At 60.0% G+C, this 19,922-nt stretch carries 20 protein-coding genes; 8 read left to right on the plus strand and 12 right to left on the minus strand.

Features of this window, described 5'->3' with window-relative positions; all coding sequences use genetic code 11:
• Nucleotides 1–5: 5 nt before the first annotated feature.
• The 3 genes from GGQ85_RS09545 to GGQ85_RS09555 form a co-directional block, all read right to left on the minus strand.
• Nucleotides 6–815, minus strand: a complete 810-nt coding sequence (locus GGQ85_RS09545; RefSeq protein ID WP_079448077.1) for a DUF4198 domain-containing protein — start codon at nt 813–815, stop codon at nt 6–8.
• A gap of 164 nt (nt 816–979) precedes the next feature.
• Nucleotides 980–1,492 (minus strand): DUF2271 domain-containing protein, encoded by a 513-nt coding sequence (locus tag GGQ85_RS09550; protein ID WP_309774285.1) that lies wholly within the window; start codon nt 1,490–1,492, stop codon nt 980–982.
• 10 nt (nt 1,493–1,502) lie between these two features.
• A complete protein-coding gene (locus GGQ85_RS09555; RefSeq protein WP_309774287.1) occupies nt 1,503–2,165 on the minus strand; it encodes a PepSY-associated TM helix domain-containing protein in 663 nt (220 codons plus the stop codon).
• 494 nt (nt 2,166–2,659) lie between these two features.
• On the opposite strand from GGQ85_RS09555, the gene htpG reads away from it, so the two are divergent.
• Nucleotides 2,660–4,573, plus strand: coding sequence for a molecular chaperone HtpG (htpG, locus tag GGQ85_RS09560; RefSeq protein ID WP_309774288.1), 1,914 nt, complete (start codon nt 2,660–2,662; stop codon nt 4,571–4,573).
• A 134-nt stretch (nt 4,574–4,707) separates the two neighbouring features.
• On the opposite strand, the gene GGQ85_RS09565 is transcribed toward htpG, so the two are convergent.
• Nucleotides 4,708–5,088 (minus strand): DUF488 domain-containing protein, encoded by a 381-nt coding sequence (locus GGQ85_RS09565; RefSeq protein WP_309774289.1) that lies wholly within the window; start codon nt 5,086–5,088, stop codon nt 4,708–4,710.
• A gap of 6 nt (nt 5,089–5,094) precedes the next feature.
• Nucleotides 5,095–5,433 (minus strand): ferredoxin FdxA, encoded by a 339-nt coding sequence (gene fdxA, locus GGQ85_RS09570; protein ID WP_079448139.1) that lies wholly within the window; start codon nt 5,431–5,433, stop codon nt 5,095–5,097.
• Nucleotides 5,434–5,824: 391 nt separating this feature from the next.
• On the opposite strand from fdxA, the gene GGQ85_RS09575 reads away from it, so the two are divergent.
• The 7 genes from GGQ85_RS09575 (at nt 5,825) to GGQ85_RS09605 (ending at nt 11,455) form a co-directional block, all read left to right on the plus strand.
• Nucleotides 5,825–6,148, plus strand: coding sequence for a 4a-hydroxytetrahydrobiopterin dehydratase (locus GGQ85_RS09575; protein WP_309774331.1), 324 nt, complete (start codon nt 5,825–5,827; stop codon nt 6,146–6,148).
• 96 nt (nt 6,149–6,244) lie between these two features.
• Nucleotides 6,245–6,622 (plus strand): YkvA family protein, encoded by a 378-nt coding sequence (locus tag GGQ85_RS09580; protein ID WP_079448138.1) that lies wholly within the window; start codon nt 6,245–6,247, stop codon nt 6,620–6,622.
• A gap of 259 nt (nt 6,623–6,881) precedes the next feature.
• Nucleotides 6,882–7,430 carry an invasion associated locus B family protein gene (locus tag GGQ85_RS09585; RefSeq protein ID WP_079448071.1) on the plus strand — a complete coding sequence of 183 codons (549 nt, stop codon included), beginning with the start codon at nt 6,882–6,884 and terminating at the stop codon, nt 7,428–7,430.
• A gap of 63 nt (nt 7,431–7,493) precedes the next feature.
• Entirely contained in the window at nt 7,494–8,765 is a 1,272-nt protein-coding gene (gene rlmN / locus GGQ85_RS09590) for a dual-specificity RNA methyltransferase RlmN (RefSeq protein WP_244553567.1), read from the plus strand.
• A 68-nt stretch (nt 8,766–8,833) separates the two neighbouring features.
• A complete protein-coding gene (locus GGQ85_RS09595; protein WP_309774291.1) occupies nt 8,834–9,310 on the plus strand; it encodes a hypothetical protein in 477 nt (158 codons plus the stop codon).
• Between the two features lie 47 nt (nt 9,311–9,357).
• A complete protein-coding gene (locus GGQ85_RS09600; RefSeq protein ID WP_309774292.1) occupies nt 9,358–10,146 on the plus strand; it encodes a phosphatase PAP2 family protein in 789 nt (262 codons plus the stop codon).
• 79 nt (nt 10,147–10,225) lie between these two features.
• A complete protein-coding gene (locus GGQ85_RS09605; protein WP_309774293.1) occupies nt 10,226–11,455 on the plus strand; it encodes an argininosuccinate synthase in 1,230 nt (409 codons plus the stop codon).
• A gap of 295 nt (nt 11,456–11,750) precedes the next feature.
• On the opposite strand, the gene GGQ85_RS09610 is transcribed toward GGQ85_RS09605, so the two are convergent.
• From GGQ85_RS09610 to GGQ85_RS09645, 7 genes are all read right to left on the minus strand, one after another.
• A complete protein-coding gene (locus tag GGQ85_RS09610; RefSeq protein ID WP_309774294.1) occupies nt 11,751–12,920 on the minus strand; it encodes an OmpA family protein in 1,170 nt (389 codons plus the stop codon).
• A 169-nt stretch (nt 12,921–13,089) separates the two neighbouring features.
• On the minus strand, nt 13,090–13,785 hold the full coding sequence (locus GGQ85_RS09615) for a hypothetical protein (protein WP_309774295.1): 696 nt from the start codon (nt 13,783–13,785) through the stop codon (nt 13,090–13,092).
• Nucleotides 13,786–14,549: 764 nt separating this feature from the next.
• On the minus strand, nt 14,550–15,332 hold the full coding sequence (locus GGQ85_RS09625; RefSeq protein ID WP_309774296.1) for a succinate dehydrogenase iron-sulfur subunit: 783 nt from the start codon (nt 15,330–15,332) through the stop codon (nt 14,550–14,552).
• A gap of 107 nt (nt 15,333–15,439) precedes the next feature.
• Complete coding sequence (gene sdhA, locus GGQ85_RS09630) at nt 15,440–17,263, minus strand: succinate dehydrogenase flavoprotein subunit (RefSeq protein WP_309774297.1); 1,824 nt, start codon at nt 17,261–17,263, stop codon at nt 15,440–15,442.
• A gap of 3 nt (nt 17,264–17,266) precedes the next feature.
• A complete protein-coding gene (gene sdhD / locus GGQ85_RS09635; protein WP_173816044.1) occupies nt 17,267–17,641 on the minus strand; it encodes a succinate dehydrogenase, hydrophobic membrane anchor protein in 375 nt (124 codons plus the stop codon).
• A gap of 29 nt (nt 17,642–17,670) precedes the next feature.
• A complete protein-coding gene (gene sdhC / locus GGQ85_RS09640) occupies nt 17,671–18,072 on the minus strand; it encodes a succinate dehydrogenase, cytochrome b556 subunit (protein ID WP_079448063.1) in 402 nt (133 codons plus the stop codon).
• A gap of 203 nt (nt 18,073–18,275) precedes the next feature.
• Nucleotides 18,276–19,793, minus strand: coding sequence for a malonate--CoA ligase (locus GGQ85_RS09645; protein ID WP_309774298.1), 1,518 nt, complete (start codon nt 19,791–19,793; stop codon nt 18,276–18,278).
• Nucleotides 19,794–19,922 lie beyond the last annotated feature (129 nt).

Below are 19,922 nucleotides of genomic sequence, written 5' to 3' on the forward strand. Positions count from 1 at the left end.
CGTGGTTACTGCGGCAGCACTTCGACCGTGGTGATGTAAGTGCTGCGGCGCTGGGCGTCCTTGATCTTGCTCTTGTCGTCTTGCACTGATGCTTTCATCCAGTAGAAACCGGGATCCGGGAAGGTGATGCTGAAGGTGCCGGTCTCGTCGGTCGTTGCCTTGCTCTCGTTCAGTGTATCGCGATAGCGGATTCCGCCGGGAACAATTTCCACCGCGACACCAGTGGCGGGCTGGCCGTCCATTACGAGACGGAACGTCGCCTTCTCTCCAACCATCAGACTGTTCGGATGCGTCACCGGGATCATCTCGAGTCCGACGCCGGTTGGTTTCAGTGTGTCAACTGAGGGCTTCCCCGATGTAACGAAGGATTCGATTCGGCTGCGGTTTTCCGTGACCTTTACGTCGGTCGCCTTGGCGGGAATGGCCTTGGCTAGTTCGTCAGGCTTGCCGCGCCAGCGCTTGTTCTCTCCGTCCAGTTTATAGCTGGCGAACAGACCCTGCTGGGTCAACATCAATTTGTAGGTGCCGGGTTGCGCCAGTTTGAAATCGAAGGTGTTGCGGAAGTGGCCTTTAGTCAGATTCTCCGGCGCGACGGCTTTGCCGTCGGGGCCCTCGATCGTGAGGTTGTCGAGTGGCAACGGGTTATGTTCAAAATAGAAGAGGTCGTTGGAGATGGCGCCATCGACCGTGACCCAGAGGTCAGGGCCGGACAGCACGGTTGCCGATGGCAGCAGCCAGGGGCGGTGAGCCTGCGCGGGCAGGGCAAGCAGCGAGACCGCCGCAGCGATCAATGCGAACTTGAGGTGGTTGGTCATGGCGAAATCCTTTCCATGAAAGCTGTGAAAGCGATAAATGCACGGCGTCTTCGTAGGCGCGCGGATCAGAGCGTTTTCGAACGACGTGAATACCGGCTCTCGTGAAGAAAACGCGTCAGATCGAATTGAGAATTCCGCTTCTGATTTCATCAGAAGCGAAAGCTCTATGGATTCAATTTCAATGTGACTGTGCCAAGCTCACGTTCACCCTTGGCTTCGCTGGTTGCCGGGGCTTTCGGCGGCCATTCGAATGGGATTTTCAGCAGCTCACGGCCGCCGACTTCGCGAGCGGCCTCGATGACGAGCTGGTATTTGCCGGGGGGCAGTCCTTCGAGCGGCTTGCCGGCGCTATCAAACTTGATCTGATGGGTACCGGGCGCGCGGGTTGGACTGGACAATCCATCGACGGGCATCGTCAGTTCGCGGCCCGAGCGGCGCCACCACTGCCGCATGTCCTTGAGCCACTTCGTACCCTCGTTTTTCTTGTGGTTGACGTCGTACCACACGGCGAGGTTGGTGATCTTGCCGCCGTCTGCCTGTTCCACCCACATGGCGACGTAAGGCTTGTGGTACTCGGCGACGGCGAGCTGGGGAATATCTATGCTGATCGTCGCCTCGGAGGCCAGCGACGAGCCTGCGGCAAGGGTCGAGAGTGCGGCGGAAATCAGGAGACGCATTGTTTACCTTCTAGCCATGAATGAGAAAAACAACGAGCAGGGTCGGAATAATCAGTCCCATGGTCACGACGGGCCAGGTGGCCGGGCGCCGTTTGGCATGAAGCTGCAGAAGCAACAGGCCGGTGAGGCAGAAAATGATTGCGGCGGCGGCAAACACGTCGATGAACCAGCTCCACGCCTTGCCGGTGTGGCGACCCTTGTGCAAATCATTGAGATAGGCGATCCAGCCGCGGCTGGTGATCTCATACGACACCGCACCACTGTCGCGCTGGATGCTGAGCCATGCGTCGCCGCCAGGCTGAGGCAGGGCGACATAAACCTCATCGGGCGACCATTCAGTGTCGCGTCCGGCGGTGTTGACGTTGACCTCGCGCCGCAACCACTCGCTGATACTCGGCGGCAGAGCCGCCTTGGTTTCGCCTGGATCAGACGTCAGGTCGGCGATCAGCGCCTGTGGCAGTTGTGCCTGACGCATCGCAACCGCGGGCTTGGATTCGATTTGACCGGCATTGTTCAGCGTAATTCCGGTCAGGGCGAACAGCAACATACCGATCAAACAGAGGCCTGAGCTGATCCAATGCCACTGATAGAGCTGATTAATAAAGAAAGCGCGACGCTTCTTTCGCTGCCAGAGTTCGTTGCCCTCGACAGTCAATCGATCCGGATTGTCCATTTATCTCGTCGCCGGGCCAGAATTCCGCAAATTCAAGAGGCGCGGGCGGCACCCCTCAGGTAGGCGAAAATTGTTTAGCGAAGCCGACCTGGCTTTACTACAGCACAAAATTAGGTTTGTTCTAAACTGAGTGCCCCGTTCCGAGGCGCATGAGTTTCCCCGGACATTGGCTGGCATAGTTTTGTTGCGGTTTGACGATCGAAGAGGGGTTCGATCGAGCCCTCACCCTTCCCGTCCGGCTGACAGGCCGAGGCTAAGCGCAAGGCGCGACGCACTGGAATGACGCCCGCATTTTTTCTATATCATCCCCGGTTCCGGTTCCAGAATTCGCGTATTCTTTGCAAACCTATGATGTGAACTTCAGTCTCAAAGAGACACCAGCATCTTATCGTGTGAGTGGTTCAGAACTTCGCTTGACCGGATCCGCGGAAACAACAATTTCAAGTTTCTGAATCACGCTGATTTTTGCGTCAAGTTGATCGAGGGTAAACAATATGACTTCGACAATCGACAAGGATGGTGCGGCCGAAAGCCGGGTGTTTGAAGCGGATGTGGCCAAGCTGCTCCAGATGATGGTGCACTCGGTTTATTCCGACAAAGACGTGTTCTTGCGGGAGTTGATTTCGAACGCGGCCGACGCTTGCGAGCGTCTGCGTTATGAAGCGATCAGCGATCCCACATTGCTGGCAGACGAGACCAGGCCGCAGATTTGCATAACCATTGATGCGGAACGGCGGCAACTGACGGTCGAGGACAACGGTATCGGCATGAGCCGGGACGAGATGGTCGACGCCCTCGGAACGATCGCCCGGTCAGGCACTAAGGCTTTCATTGAGCAGGCTCAGGCCGCAGAGTCGGGCGACGGCGTCGCTCTGATCGGTCAGTTCGGGGTCGGCTTCTATTCGGCCTTCATGGTGGCGGATCAGGTCGATGTGATCTCACGGCGTGCGGACGCCAAAGAGGCATGGCGCTGGTCATCGGATGGGAAGGGCACATTCACGGTTACGCCTGTGGATGAAAGCGAAGCCCCTGCGAGAGGAACCCGTGTGACGCTTCATCTTACCGAAGACGCCACGGGATATACTGATCGGTTGAAGCTTGAACAAATGATCAGGGAGCAATCGGGTCATGTGCCGGTCCCGATCGCACTCGTCGAGAAGCCCGGCGCCGCTCCGACCGAGATTGCCGATGGCGCGGCGCTTTGGACCAAGCCGCGCGGCGAGATTAACGCTTCCGAATACGCCGATTTCTACCGCAGCGTCGCAGGCCAATTCGACGAACCCGCGCTGACGGTGCATTTCCGCGCCGAGGGACGACAGGAGTTCACGGCGCTCCTGTTCGTACCGCAAAACCGGCCTTTCGATCTGTTCGAGCCGGACAAGAAGCAGCAGCTCAAACTTTACGTGAGGCGCGTTTTTATCACTGACGATGCCGATCTACTGCCCCGCTATCTGCGATTCGTGCGCGGTGTCGTCGACTCGGCGGACCTTCCGCTCAATATCTCGCGCGAAATGATTCAGGAAAGCCCGATCCTGGCCGCAATCAAGAAAAGCATGACCGGCCGTATCCTCAGCGAACTGGAGAAGCTTGCCGACAAAGACGCGGAGGCTTACGGGAAAATCTGGGAGGCCTTCGGTCCGATGTTCAAGGAGGGCATCTACGATGCCGCCGACCGGCGCGACACCATCCTGGGGCTCTCACGCTTCAAGACCACGGCCGGATCGCTGCGAAGCCTCAAGGACTATGTCGGCGCGCTGAAGGAAAATCAGACCTCGATCTACTATCTCGCCGGGCAGGATGCCGCGCGTCTCGAAGCCTCGCCCCATCTGGAGGGCTTTCGCGCCCGCGGCGTGGAGGTCCTGCTGCTGTCCGATCCGGTCGACAGCTTTTGGGTCACGTCTGGACCGAGCTTCGAGGGAAAGCCGTTCAAATCCGTGACGCAGGGAGCGGCGGATCTGGCGGCAATTTCGCGCCTCGACGCGAGCCCCGAGCCTTCGCAGGACGTCAGCGCGGGTGTCGCGGAGTTCCTTGCCTTCCTCAAGACGACACTCGCGGACCTGGTTTCGGACGTTCGCTCGTCCGAGCGTCTCACCGACAGCCCGGTCTGCCTTGTCGCGTCCGAGTCAGGTTATGATCGGCAACTGGAAAAAATTCTCGTCGGTGTTGGACAATTGGCCGGCGTATCCAAGCCGGTGCTCGAGGTGAATCCGCGTCATCCGCTGATCGCTTCGCTGGCAGCGCTCGGGGAAAGTGATAGCGAGTTCAAGGAGGACACCGCGCGAATGCTGCTCGACGACGCGCGCGTTCTCGACGGCGATCGCCCCAGTGATGCACTTGAGTTTTCCAAGCGCCTTGCCCGCATTGTCGAGCGGGGACTGCGTCGTTCGACCGCGGAGGGTAGCGATTGATGGATGCTCGATGTGAGCGATCAAACCTGTAAATGATTGTGCGGCGGGCATGGCTATGGCGTTTTCGAGCGAAGCATGTCCTTAGGCTGACCCGAGGATGGAACGGTTCGCGTGAAAAAACGCGTCAGATTCCATCAAGAGGAAGGGCTCGAACTGATACGGCCGAGAAGAACGTCTCTCAAGACCACCGCATTGTTGCGTGTTTCGTCGTGGGCCGCAAAGACAAGCGTTATCCGGCCGGCTCGTGCGCAGGCGCGCAGTTCGTCGAGCTCTTCCGGGTGTTCCTGTATCTCATCCGCGTATCGCTGCCGAAATTCCTGCCAGCGGGCGGGATCATGCCCGAACCATTTGCGCAGATCGGTGCTGGGCGCGATGCCTTTTATCCACCGATCGATAGCGGCGTCCGTCTTTCGGAGACCCCTGGGCCATAAGCGATCAACCAGTATCCGCGTGCCATCATCCGTATCGGGAGCCTCATAGGCTCGCTTCACGTTGATGTTCTTGACCGCAAGCACCTTCGCTCAGTCGCCCTGACCGGGATTTGCCGAAAAATATTGTTCCAGCTTGTCCGCAACGCCGTCGAAAGATTTCGCGTCGGCGGGAGCATCGCGCTTGATCGTAATGTTCGGCCAGACCGCGGCATATTCGGCGTTCAGCTTGAGCCAGTTTTCAAGGTCCGGCTCGGAGTCAGGCTTGATGGCTTCGGCCGGACATTCAGGCTCGCACACGCCGCAGTCGATGCACTCATCAGGATTGATGACGAGCATATTGTCGCCTTCGTAGAAGCAGTCGACCGGACATACCTCTACACAATCCATGTATTTGCATTTGATACAATTTTCGGTGACAACGAAGGTCATCTCCAAGACTCCGCGAAGGCAGGATAGAAGCGCGACGGGCATCGGCGGAAACCTGACGTAAGCGCGATTCCGCGAATACCCATGCCTGATATAGGTCGTATACCTAAACAAAGACCGCAGCCAAGATGATCATGTCACCCTGCCAGCAGGAACGCTGGCCGACCCGGTGCGGGACTACGACGATATAGGACCGGATCCTATGCCTTCCGGTCGTTCCAGGGCGAGATTTCCCGGCGAGGCCGAAATCCAGCACGCGCTTCTTATAAGATACATTGTGAATAGCTCTTATATGCTCGATTCAGCCAGGAAGCAACATTTCATGTAGTTTTTGCGCGTGGCGGGTACCGCTTCGCCCGAAAAACGGGTCAATACGAAGCGAGCGAATGTTCCAATCAAGAAGGAGACAAAAATGGCCAAGCGACTGTCGGAGGAAGAACAAAGAGCAGCACTCAATGAGCTGTCGGGTTGGTCGCGGGTCGCGGGCCGCGAGGCCATTACGCGTACTTTCACGTTCCGGGATTTCAACGAGGCTTTCGGCTTCATGACGCGTGTCGCGCTGGTTGCCGAAAAGAGCGATCACCATCCGGAGTGGCGTAATGTCTACAAGACGGTGGAGGTCGTGCTCGCGACCCACGACGCCGGCGGCGTCACCGAGCGCGACATCAAGCTCGCCGAGGCGATGAACGCGATCGCAAAACAGCCCCAGGGGACGTGAACGGGCCAATGCCGATCTTGCAACGGAGAAACAGAGTTCCCACGTGGTAAAGACGATTTTGGCGAACCGCGCCATGATGTTTCAGGAACCCGGATGATGGCATCGAAACACAGTGTGGGATTTGAGCCAGCCGATCGGCTGGCGCAGGATCGCGACAGCGTGCGCCGGCGGTTCTGGAGCAAGCTGAAGCGCGTCGTGGCTCATGTGCCGTTCGCCGAAGACCTGTTGGCCGCCTACTATTGCGCGTTCGACAAGCAGACGCCGCGTCATGTGCAGGCGTCCCTGCTCGGCGCCATCGCTTACTTCGTCCTGCCGCTTGATTTTGTTCCCGACATGTTGCCGGTGCTCGGCTTCACCGACGATGCCGCGGTGCTTGCGACGGCGATCAGGATTGTGGCTGCGCATATCACGCCAGAGCATCGTGAGGCCGCGCGCGCGGCATTGAAGCGCGGAATAAAGAACGAAGTGGCGTAACCGCCTTGAACAATGCTGCGCTTCATTGCGACGGCGACGCTTTCGTCGCGGTCGCTATGGATGCGTGATTCCCTCACGCGACCGTGCGCGACTTTATTGTTGCAGCCCAACGAGGCGATGCGGAGAGCTTGCGAATCGTGACGCAAGCCGCAAGGATGGACCGCCTTCACAGATCAGGCGTTTCCAGTTATTCCCGATGATGTGTGAACCGCGCACGTCAAGCCATCTTCCAGTCACAAATGATGAAGGACGAGATTTGATGATGTCTATGCGGCAATTGCTGACAGTTCTGGTGGGAAGTCTGCTCGCAGGTGGGCTCGGCCTTGCTCCCGCATTCAGCGCACCGACAGCCGGCAGTTCGGAGCCAACGCTGCTCGGACAGTTCGGCGCGTGGGGTGCGTATACCGCGTCGTCTAGTGGCAAGAAGGTGTGCTTCGCTCTCGCCAAACCGACATCCTCAAAGACCAATCCGCCCAATCGGCCGCGCGATCCGGCCTACGCCTTCGTTTCGACCCGGCCGGCCGAGAAAGTGACGAACGAAGTGTCGGTCACGATGGGCTATACACTCAAACCGGGTTCGGAAGCCACGCTCGAGGTCGCCGGTGCGAGCTACGCAATGTACGCCCAGGGCGACGGCATTTGGATCAAGAACGCCGCCGATGAAGACCGGCTGATCGATGCCATGCGCAAGGGCACGGACGCGACCGTCAAGGGCGTGTCTTCCAAGGGAACGCAAACCACGGACGTCTTTTCCCTCAAGGGGCTGTCTCAGGCGCTGGACAAAATCGTGCAGGATTGCAAGCACTAGCGCCGTTACCATTGCAGCATTTGTCGGCTTTTCAGCGGGGCCTGGAAAGCTTATGTCATGCACATGAATGAGACGCCCGGCAACCTGAGCACTGTGTCGACTGAGATCGCCATCGCCGCGAGCAAACCGGTTGCGCCCGAAACGGCGACCGGTGGCGCTCCTTTGGAGAAAGTCGCACTTGAAACCTACGTTCCGCCCGCGAAGCCGTCACTGATCGGCCTTACGCGCGCGGAGATTTCCGAACGGCTCGCCACCATCGGCATCCCGCGGGAGCAACAAAGGATGCGGGTGCAGCAGCTCTGGCACTGGATGTATGTCCGCGGCGTCCAAACTTTCGCCGAAATGACCAGTGTGTCGAAAGACCTGCGCGCCGAACTTGAAAAACACGTCACGGTCGATCGGCCCGAAGTGGTTGCCGAACAGATTTCGAGCGATGGAACACGCAAATGGCTGCTGCGGCTGCCGAGCGGTCATGATCTGGAGAAGCCGCATGAAGTCGAATGCGTCTACATTCCTGAGACCGACCGCGGCACGCTGTGCGTATCGTCGCAGGTCGGCTGCACGCTGAACTGTTCCTTTTGCCACACCGGAACCCAGCGCCTGGTGCGCAATCTGACGGCGGGCGAGATCGTTGGCCAGATCATGGTTGCACGCGATCGTTTGAACGACTGGGCCGACCGCGAGACGCCGCACGGCAATCGTCTTGTCACCAACATCGTGATGATGGGAATGGGCGAACCGCTTTATAATTTCGACGCGGTTCGCGATGGGCTTTTGATTGTCGCCGACAATGAAGGCATTGGCATCTCGAAGCGTCGTATCACTTTGTCGACGTCCGGTGTGGTGCCGAACATCGTTCGCGCCGGCGAGGAGATCGGCGTCATGCTGGCGATCTCGCTGCATGCGGTGCGCGACGAGCTGCGCAACGAACTGGTGCCGTTGAACCGCAAATATCCGATCGCCGAACTGATGCAGGCGTGCCGTGATTATCCGGCGGCCTCCAACGCCAAGCGGATCACGTTCGAATATGTGATGCTGAAGGGTGTCAACGATTCGCTCGATGACGCCAAGCGGCTGGTGAAGCTGCTCAAGGGTATCCACGCCAAGATCAACCTGATTCCCTTCAATCCGTGGCCGGGCACGCGTTACGAATGCTCGGACTGGGATCAGATCGAGAAATTTTCCGAATACGTGTTCAATGCCGGGTATTCCTCCCCGGTGCGTACGCCGCGTGGCCGCGACATTCTGGCCGCCTGCGGGCAACTCAAGTCCGAAACCGAGAAGCTGTCGGCTCGTGAGCGTCAGGCGCTTCGTGCCATGGCGATGACGGATTGAGGCATGATCCCGAAAAGTGGGAACCGGTTTTCGGATAAGATCATGCCCAAAAACCGATTGAGTTTCTCTTGTCCCTGATAGGCCGGCTGTTCGCGATTCTGTTCGGACTCCTCGCGACGTGCCTCGTTGCGGGCACCATCATTGTGGTGGCGTTGCTGTATCCCGAGTTCAGCAATCTCGATGTCGCACCGCCCAACCCGGATACGCTGGACATCGTTCTCGGATTCGGATTCATCTTCGCCAGCGGCTTTGCGTTGCTGCCGGCGATGATCGTGGTCCTCCTCACCGAAGCCTTCTCTATCCGGGGCATACTGGCCTACGCCGTTGGTGGTGCGATTTGTGGTGCGGCCTGTTACCTTGGCCTGATTCCGTTCGATCCTGGGACCATGCATTTTGAAGGCATTGTGCGCCGCCATCTCGAAATCATGACCGGGGCCGGGGTCGTCGCCGGCTTCATTTATTGGCTGATCGCGGGGCGGAATGCCGGCGCGTGGCGGAAAGCTCCACGCGATCCGCGGCCTCCGGATTTGCCGTTGCGGACCTGAGCCGCCTTGGCCTTTTCATGCCTGTTGCCGTCGGCTAAACCGCGCTCATGAACCGCGCCGGATTAATCATTGCGCTTGGACTTGCGCTCGTGATCGGGGTCGCGTTCGGGATCCATCCCGAATACGACCTCCGCCTAGCGGCGCTGTTTTATGATTCCGCGACCAAGACTTTTCCGCTCAAGTCAGATGCGCTCGCCTCGTTCGCGCGCAATGCCGCGATGTGGGTGGCGTGGGGGTTCGCGGTCCCTGCGATCATCGCGCTGGTCGTCAAGATGTTCCGCCCGGATCGTCCGCTGATGATGTCTGGTCGGGCCGTTGCATTTCTACTCATCACGATGCTGCTCAGCGCAGGAATCCTGACCAACCTGACGTTCAAGAGCTACTGGGGTCGGCCGCGGCCGGTGATGGTGACGGAATTCAATGGCCCCTGGAAATTCATGCCATGGTGGGACCCACGCGGCGAATGCGGCAGAAACTGTTCCTTCTTTTCCGGCGAGGGTGCGACCGCGTTCTGGACCTTGGCGCCGGCGGCGCTGACGCCACCCGTCTGGCGACCGCTGGCCTATGCGGGTGCGGTCACGTTCGGCGCAGTTACCAGTGTGCTGCGGATGGCCTTCGGCGGTCATTTCTTCACCGACGTGGCGACGGCGGGTCTGGTGGCATTTCTGGTGATCTGGCTGGTTCACGGCTACATCTACCGCTGGCCATCGACTCGCAAGAGCGACGCAGAGATCGATGCCGCGTTGACCCGCTTCGCCTGGCCCGGCTATCGGGCGCGGCAGCGATGGCGAGGCCGTGATGTCGGCCCCGTACCCGCGCCGGAGAAGCCGGTATGAGCGTTCGGACCTTGCACGGGGTCCGGTTCCGCCTATAGTCCCGCCGAATTTTGTAGTTACAGAAATCCATAGGGTTTTCATGAATAAGAATGTGAAGAAGGTGGTGCTCGCCTATTCGGGCGGGCTCGACACCTCGATTATCCTGAAATGGTTGCAGACCACCTACGGCGCCGAGGTTGTGACCTTCACTGCCGATCTCGGTCAGGGCGAGGAACTGGAGCCCGCGCGCAAGAAGGCGCAGTTGCTCGGAATCAAGGACGAGAACATCTTCATTGAGGATCTGCGTGAGGAATTCGTTCGCGATTATGTATTCCCGATGTTCCGCGCCAATGCGGTCTATGAGGGCCAATATCTGCTCGGCACCTCGATCGCGCGGCCACTGATTGCGAAGAAGCAGATCGAAATCGCCGAGAAGGTCGACGCTGACGCAGTGTCTCATGGCGCGACCGGGAAGGGCAACGATCAGGTCCGATTCGAACTCGGCTATTATGCGCTGAAGCCTGACATCACCATCATCGCGCCGTGGCGCGAGTGGGACTTGCGCTCGCGCGAGCAACTGATCGCATTCGCTGAACAGCATCAAATTCCGATCGCCAAGGACAAGCGCGGCGAAGCGCCTTTTTCCGTTGATGCCAATCTTCTGCACGCTTCCAGCGAGGGCAAGGTGCTGGAAGATCCGGCGCAGGAGGTGCCGGACTATGTGTATTCACGCACCGTCGACCCGGAGGCAGCGCCGAATCAGCCGACCTACATCACGATCGATTTCGAGAAGGGGGATGCTGTTGCCATCGACGGCATGAAGATGTCTCCCGCCACCTTGCTCGCGAAGCTGAACGAACTCGGTCGCGCCAACGGCATTGGCCGGCTCGATCTGGTCGAGAACCGTTTCGTCGGAATGAAATCGCGCGGCATGTACGAGACGCCGGGCGGAACCATCCTTCTCGTCGCCCATCGCGGCATCGAGCAGATCACGCTGGATCGTGGCGCGGCGCATTTGAAGGACGAATTGATGCCGAAATACGCCGAGCTGATCTACAACGGCTTCTGGTTCTCGCCGGAGCGCGAGATGCTGCAGGCCGCGATCGACCAGAGTCAGCGATACGTCACCGGTCAGGTGCGGCTGAAACTCTACAAGGGCAACGTCATTCTTGTCGGCCGCGACAGCGAATATTCACTGTACGATCAGGACCTCGTCACCTTCGAGGAAGGAGCTGTGGCTTACGATCATCGCGACGCGGCCGGTTTCATCAAGCTCAATGCACTGCGGCTGCGCACGCTCGGCCAGCGCCGGAAGAAGCTGGGCCTGTAGTCAATGGCATGGGAACGCTTTTTCATTGAAAGGTGAGAAATTCGTCCCGCACAAGTATGAGGATGGCTTCTACCGGATGGCCGATCCCAAACTTGGAGGAGCGAAGCATCATAGCCGAAACCAAATTGTTGTCCGATCCGATGAAATTGAAAACTATTTACATCGTGGGTTCTCATTGAGAATGAGAGGATGTGATAGTGGGAAAGTCAATCTAATCTCTCCTTCAAAAATTCGTCGTTCATAGTAAAATGGCCGGGACTGTTCCCGGCCATTTTCATTTTAATATTGTCATCGATCAGTCGTGCGGCGGCGGGGACGCCGAGGCCTGCCCGCCGTTCAACAGCGGCGTGATGCGCCGCGCCGTAACGCGCCGGTTCTCCCGAGAGGGACCGTCAGTCTGCACCTTCAGGTTCTGCTCGCCATAGCCCTGCGTTACCAGGTTCTCAGCCGGCACCTGGAATTGCTGCGTCAACAATTCCGCAGCCGATTGCGCCCGGCGATCCGATAGCGACAGGTTGTCCACGTCGTTGCCCACCGCATCGGTGTGGCCTTCGATCAGGAACACTTCGCTCGGATTGCGCGCGATCGCACGGTTGATGCCGTCGGCAATCACTTGCAGTTTCGCGGCCTGATCGTCCGGGATATCCCACGATCCGGTCTCGAAATTGATGGTGTCGAGATCGATGCTCGGCATTCGCGCGCGCACCATCGGGCTGTAGCGGACTTCGTCGAGCGTATAAGGACGCTCGATCGACTCCACGGGCGGCGCCATCAAGGTGTCGTAGATCAACTCGGGTGGCGCACCTTCCGCCTCGACAATGTAACGATCCTGCGGAATTCCTATTTGAGGCGGAGGCAACGATACGAAGTAGCCGCCGATCGCACCTGCCACCATGCCGGCGGCGACGCCTGCAGCGAGTGAACCGCCTCCGCCGCCGTAGCCGCGACGTCCATTGTCGATGATAACCACTTCCTGGCCGCGCTGGTCACGGCGGATTCGTCGCAGCATCCGTCCATCGCGATCGTTGACGGTGATGATCTGCGTGCCGTCTGGTCGCACCACAATGTTGCGAGTGTCGTTGCCGATACGCTCCTGCCGGAAATCCCGCGCGCCGCGACGGAAACGATCACTTTCGTTGTGCTGGATGAACGAACGCCCGCTCGGATCGCGCACGATGACGCGGCCTGGCTCGGTGATGATGGTGCGGCCATCCTGCTGGGTCTCCCGCCGCGCAGAGCGGAAATCCTCGATGCGGCGTGGCCCCTGTGACGACGCTCCGGGCGCAACGACCTTGTCGGCGACCGGCGGCGGCGGCGGCAAAGGCGCCGCGACGGTTGGCGGTGCCTGACGGGAGTCGGGCACGCCTGTAGGCCTTGCGGTCCGGCTGCCGGGGGTGGAAGGCTCGGATCCGGCCTTGGTCCCGTTCGGGCTGGTGGTGGTGGCAGGGACTGCCGGAGCGGCCACGGGTGGAGTCGCCGGTGCGGATGGCGGCGAAGCCGGTGCCGCGCGAGGCGACGTTGGGGCAGCGCTTGGCGCTACGGGAGTCGTGCCGGGTGTCGAGGTTGTCTGCGCGGGCGCTACGCCCTTTTGGCGGTCACCGGAAGCTCCAGGTCCGCCTGGATCGCGGCCGGACCTACCACCACGGCCTCGTTCGTCGCGACGCATCGTATTCGGCTCCGCGCCGGCAGGCGGCATCGAGGGCTGCGCGGTCGAAGCAGGGGGCGTCGGTGCGGATTTTGTCGCGGCCGGAGGCGGCGCGCTCTTTGACTGAGATGGCGGTGCGGCGGCTGGGGGCGCCGGTGGCTTCGGAGCTGCCGGAGGTGTAGCCGGCTGCGCCGTCGGCGCAGCTTTCGGCGCGGGCGGAGGAGCGGGAGGCGTTGCGTGTTGAGGTGGTGTCGCCGGCCGCGACGGCGCAGCCGTCGGCGGCGTCACATGCGGTGGCGGCGGCGCGGTCGGCCGTACGGTAGCTGGCGGTGGTGGCGCTGGGGGCGGCGCTGCATGGGGCGGGGGAGCCGCGGGTCGCGCAGGTGCGCCGGGCGGCGGGATCGGACGAGCAGGTGCAGCTTTCGGCGGCTCTTTCCGCTTTTCCTTGTCTCCACTCTCGGCCGATGGCGCCGCCTGCGCAAACTGGACCGGTCCGGATTGCGCCTGTGAAGGCGTCGTCATCAGCGAGGAGACAGTGAGAGCCGACGTGGCGAGCAGGACCAAGCGAAAATTCGTCATGACAACTTTTTTCCAAGAGAAATTTTGGCAACAGACTCAAGCCTGCTGCCAGTGGCAGGAACGCGATCAACCGATAGCGATAAGGCTGCAATGTGGCAGCCATCATGAGCAACGCTCGATTTATTCATGCCTACGGATCAAGTGCACGCGACATCATCGGCCCATATGGATCGAATCTCCATCGCATTCACGTTTGTTCGGCGACTACATCGTGGCGGGAGGTTGCGCTGGCGGCGTCGGAGGACTCCGCGGCGGTAATTCGTCCGGCTGCTGACCGGGTAATTCCTGCGGAGGCGCGGGAGTGTCCGGTTCTTGCCTCGGCGGCGGAATGTCTGGACCTGGCTGGGGACTTCCGGGCGGGTCTTCGCGAGGCGGCTCCGTCGGACGGCCCGGTTTCGGGTGCGGCACTTCCGTCGGTTCATCACCCATCAAGCTCTCCATTCGCGCTCATTGTCCAAGTAGCTAACAACTTCCGCGGTGTGATGTTCCGAGGCCGCGTATTGCAGTCGCAAGTGCTGGTCATGAAACTTACAGGGAGCGTTGGTATGAAGGATTGCGAACATGCTATCGACTTAAGGTTGAGATCAGGCGCTTTACCGCTGCACGCGTGGGCTGTCAGTCGTGCTTGATGAGGATCGCGCGACAGCAGCAGGCCACGGCGATTAGCGCGGGGCTGGCAGTCACAGGGTGAATGGCGATGCTTTCATTCGGATCGCCCGCGTTCGTGCGGCCGACCGCGGATTTTCTGACCTGCACTGAAACGGTCCAGACAACGTGTGCGGGCGTCGCCCGGCGGCGAATCCGTTATCGTGCTATGAGCACTTTTGGCTCATGGAGAGCGCTGCCCGCGGGGACCGCATCGCGCGGGAATCAAACTTGGCGCTCGACCAGCTTCAACTTCAGCGTGGCGATGGCTTCCGACGGATTCAGATTCTTCGGACACGCCTTGGTGCAGTTCAGAATGGTGTGGCAACGATAGAGCCGGAACGGATCCTCAAGATAGTCCAGCCGCTGGCCGGTGGCCTCGTCGCGCGAATCGGTGATCCATCGTGCCGCCTGCAGCAGCGCGGCGGGACCGAGAAAGCGATCACTATTCCACCAATAACTCGGACATGATGTCGAGCAGCAGGCGCACAGAATACATTCGTAAAGACCGTCGAGCTTTTCGCGGTCCTCGCGGCTCTGCCGCCATTCCTTCTGCGGGGTTGGCGTCGCGGTCTTCAGCCACGGCTCGATCGAGGCATACTGCGCGTAAAAATTTGTCAGGTCGGGGACGAGGTCCTTCACAACCGGCTGATGTGGCAGCGGATTGATTTTCACCGCGTCGCCGGAAATGTCGTGGATTGACTTGGTGCATGCCAGCGTATTCTGGCCGTTGATGTTCATGGCGCAGGAACCGCACACGCCTTCGCGGCAGGAACGGCGAAAGGTCAATGTCGGGTCGATGTGGTCCTTGATCCAAATCAGACCGTCGAGCACCCTCGGGCCGCACTCATGGACATCGATATGGAAGATATCGACTCTTGGATTTTCGTCGTCGTCCGGGTTCCAGCGATAGACCCTGAATTCGCGCGTTTCGGTCGCGCCTTCCGGCTTCGGCCAGGTCTTGCCGCTGGTGGGCTTTGAATTTCTCGGAAGCGCGAATTTAACCATCGGTGCGTCCTTGCTGTCTGTCCGTCATTGCTAACTTGATCCGGCAATCCCTCTGCTCGCGAAGGTCATAGATGCGCGGGTCAGCGCGGATGACATTTGGTTTCGGATCAATACACCCGCGCCTTCGGCGGAATGTATTGAACGTCGTTGCTCATCGTGTAGTCGTGTACCGGTCGGTAGTCGATCGTGGTAAGGCCGTGATCGCTGAGCCGGACCAGCGTATGTTTCATCCAGTTCTGGTCATCGCGATCCGGGTAGTCTTCCCGCGCGTGGGCGCCGCGGCTTTCGGTCCGGTTAGCGGCGGAATCCATCGTCACCACCGCTTGAGAGATCAGGTTGTCGTATTCCATCGTCTCCATCAGGTCCGTGTTCCATACCAGCGAGCGATCGAACACGGCGATGTCGGTACTTCCCTCGTACACTTCGTGAATCAGCTTCTGGCCTTCCGTCAGGATATCCCGGGTGCGGAAGACTGCGCAGTTGGCCTGCATCACGCGCTGCATATTCTCGCGCAGCCTGGCGGTCGGCGTGCCGCCCTTGGCGTAACGAAATTTGTCGAGGCGGCCGAGCGCCATCTCGCTGGAATTCGCAGGCAGATCGGGTTGCTTGTCCTTGGCCGTGAGCTTTTCGGCGCAGCGCTGGGCGGCGGCGCGGCCGAACACCACGAGATCGATCAGCGAGTTGGAGCCGAGGCGGTTAGCGCCGTGCACGGAGACGCAGGCGGCTTCGCCCACCGCCATCAGGCCCGGCACGACTGCATTGTCGTCGCCGTTCTTCTTGGTGACCACTTCACCGTGGAAGTTGGTTGGGATGCCGCCCATGTTGTAGTGAACGGTCGGCAGAATCGGTATCGGCTCGCGGGTAACGTCGACGCCGGCGAAGATCTTCACCGACTCTGAGATGCCCGGCAGCCGCTCGTGCAGCACTTTCGGGTCGAGATGATCGAGGTGCAGGAAGATGTGGTCTTTTTTCTTGCCGACGCCGCGGCCTTCGCGGATTTCGATCGTCATCGCGCGCGAGACGACGTCACGCGAGGCGAGGTCCTTGGCGGAGGGCGCATAGCGCTCCATGAAGCGTTCGCCCTCGGCGTTGACAAGGTAGCCGCCTTCGCCGCGCGCACCCTCGGTGACGAGACAGCCCGAACCGTAGATGCCGGTCGGGTGGAACTGGACGAATTCCATGTCCTGCAACGGCAGGCCGGCGCGCAGCGCCATGCCGCCGCCGTCGCCGGTGCAGATGTGCGCCGAAGTGCAGGAAGCATAGGCGCGTCCATAGCCGCCGGTTGCGAGAATGGTGGTCTGGGCGCGGAAGCGATGTAGCGTGCCATCGTCGAGCTTCAGCGCGATCACGCCGCGACAGGCGCCCTGATCGTCCATCATCAGGTCGATGGCGAAGAACTCGATGAAAAATTCGGCATCGCGGCGCAGCGCCTGGCCATACATTGTGTGCAGCATAGCGTGGCCGGTACGGTCGGCGGCGGCGCAGGTGCGCTGGGCCTGGCTCTTGCCGTAATCGATGGTCATGCCGCCGAATGGGCGCTGGTAGATCTTGCCGTCTTCGGTGCGGGAGAACGGAACACCCCAATGCTCGAGTTCGTAGACCGCCTCCGGAGCGTTACGCACCATGTACTCGATACTATCCTGATCGCCGAGCCAGTCCGATCCCTTTACGGTATCGTACATGTGCCAGCGCCAGTCATCCTTGTGCATGTTGCCGAGCGAGGCGGAAATACCGCCCTGTGCCGCTACCGTGTGTGAACGGGTGGGAAAGACCTTGGTGATGCAGGCGGTGCGCAGGCCGGCCTGACCGCAACCCACAACGGCCCGCAGGCCGGCCCCGCCGGCCCCGACGACGACGACATCATAAGTATGGTCTTCGATGGGGTAGGCCTTGCCGTTGACGGCCGCCGCCGCGTTGCCGTTTCCGGCCATGAACTAAACTCCGGATGACAGTTTGAAGATGGCATAAGCGGCGGTCAGCGCCAGGGTGGCGGAGAAAAAGTTGTTCGCCATGATCGACGCCAGTTTCAGCTTCTCGTCGTGCACGTAGTCCTCGATAATCACCTGCATCCCGATCTTCATATGCCAGATGCTGGCGACTGCGAATAGCAGCATGATGATGGCAATCGGCGGCGAGCCAAGAATCTGCGCTGCGCCTGCCTGGTTGCGGCCGAGCAATATCATCATGACCACGACCATCGGTACGATGAGCAAGATCATGGCGACCGAAGTGAGCCTCTGGCGCCAAAAATCCGTTGTACCGGAATGGGCGGAGCCGAGGTTACGAACCCGCCCCAGCGGCGTCCGCATGGACTTCGCGCCGGGTGGCGGCTGTACGGTCATCGTCCTCCGCCTCCGATCGCATAAGCGGCGATCCAGAGCAGTACCGTGAGTAGAATGCCGCCGATCAACGCTGCCCGGGTCAGCCACTCACGTTCGGTCGGCTTGAATCCGTAACCGAGATCCCAAACGAGGTGACGAACGCCGCTCAGCATGTGATGCATCAGCGCCCATGTGTACCCGAATGCAATCAGACGTCCCGCCCAACTCGACGTAAAGGACTGGACCGCGGCATACGCGCCCGGCCCGGATGACACGGCCATCAACCACCAGACCAGCAGCAACGTTCCGAAATAGAGCGCCACACCGGTGGCGCGATGAACGATGGACAATGCCATCGTCAGGGTCCAGCGGTAAATCTGAAGGTGCGGTGAAAGCGGGCGTTCGATCCTAACGGTCATCGATGGCTTCGCTGGTTGCGGGCAAGCGGCGCAAGCCCGGTTGGGATCCGCGACAAGCAATTCTGTTCATATATTTATGGAGTTAAGCCAGCCTGTGCAACGCTCAAAATCGCCATTTGCGAATAGCTGTTCAGAACTATGCCTTCACATTTCATTAACATCATGCGGCCGAAAGCTGCCAGGGGCCTTTGGCTCGTGACGGCCTAGCTTTGCTTGTATAGACCGGCATAGGCGTCACGCAGGATGTTCTTCTGCACCTTCCCCATGGCGTTGCGCGGCAGTTCATCGACAAAGATCACGCGTTTCGGCATCTTAAACTTCGCCAGTCGCCCATTCAGAGCTTCCAGTACCTGTCCCTCCGCGAGACCTCCGTCCTTGCTGCGAACTACGACCGCCGTAACGCCCTCCCCGAAATCCGGGTGAGGTACGCCGATGACGGCGCTCTCGATCACGCCCGCCAGCGCATCGATTTCGCTTTCGATTTCCTTCGGATAGACATTGAGGCCTCCGGTGATCACGAGGTCCGTGCCGCGGCCGAGGATGTGCACATAATCCCTCTGATCGATTTTGCCGATGTCGCCCGTTATGAAGAAGCCATCGTCGCGGAATTCGGTCCTGGTCTTCTCCGGCATCCGCCAGTAGCCCTTGAACACGTTCGGACCCTTGACCTCGATCATGCCGACGCTCTCGCGCGGCAGTTCCTTTCCGGTCTCCCGATCGGTGACGCGGACTGAAACTCCTCGCAGCGCAGGGCCGACAGCACCGGGAACGCGTTCGCCGTCATAGGGGTTCGATGTGTTCATGCCGGTCTCCGTCATGCCGTAACGTTCGAGCACGGCATGACGGGTGCGGGCCGACCACTCGCGGTGAGTGTCGGCGAGTAGCGGAGCCGAGCCGGAAATAAACAGTCGCATGTGCCGAGTGGAATCTTTCGTCACTGCCGGATATTGCAGCAGGCGAGTGTAGAAAGTTGGAACGCCCATCAGTACGGTGGCTTTGGTCATCATCCTGATGACAGTATCCGGATCGAACTTCGGAAGAAAAATCATCGAAGCGCGTGCAAACAGCGTGACGTTGCTGGCAACGAACAATCCGTGAGTGTGATAGATCGACAGCGCGTGGATCAGCACGTCCTTCTCGGTGAAGCGCCACGCATCTGCCAAGCTTAAAGCGTTCGATGTCAGATTATCGTGCGTCAGCATCGCCCCTTTGGATCGCCCGGTTGTGCCTGACGTATAGAGGATCGCTGCAAGGTCGTCGCCCCCGCGCACAATCGTGATGAAGTCCGGCTTTGTCGCCGTGGTGGCGTCGGTCAGTGATCCCTTGCCCTTGGCGTCCAGCGTCTCGACCGTGGCGTTCACCTTCGATGCGATCACCTGGATGCCCTCCGCCTTCGAGGGGTCGCAGACCACCAGCGCCGGCTCGGCGTCGATGATGAAGAAGTCGAGTTCGTTGAGCGTATAGCCCGGATTGAGCGGCAGATAGATCGCGCCGGCACGAACGGTCGCGAGATAGAGCGCGAGATTTGGCACCGACTTTTCGACCTGTACCGCCACGCGATCACCCGGCCTGACGCCACGGGCCACCAGGACGTTAGCCAGCTGTCCCGAGAATGCGATCAGATCACCATAGCTAATGCGGCGTCCTTCCGGGGTTTCGATCGCGAGTCGGTCCGCGTCGTCGAGATCGTCGAACAGGCGCGAAAACAGGTTGGCGTTCATGACGGTTTCCCGTTAGCGATCATATATCCGCAGCGCGATTACGGTGGCGGCGGCAGGTTTGGATAACAAGGTTGCTCTTTGCAAGGCAGCCGATGAGCGGGCAGGCGGCCCGGCTCCCGTTTTTGTGAA

Origin of the sequence: Nitrobacter vulgaris (assembly GCF_031453995.1) — a bacterium.
GTDB classification, from domain to species: Bacteria; Pseudomonadota; Alphaproteobacteria; order Rhizobiales; family Xanthobacteraceae; genus Nitrobacter; species Nitrobacter vulgaris.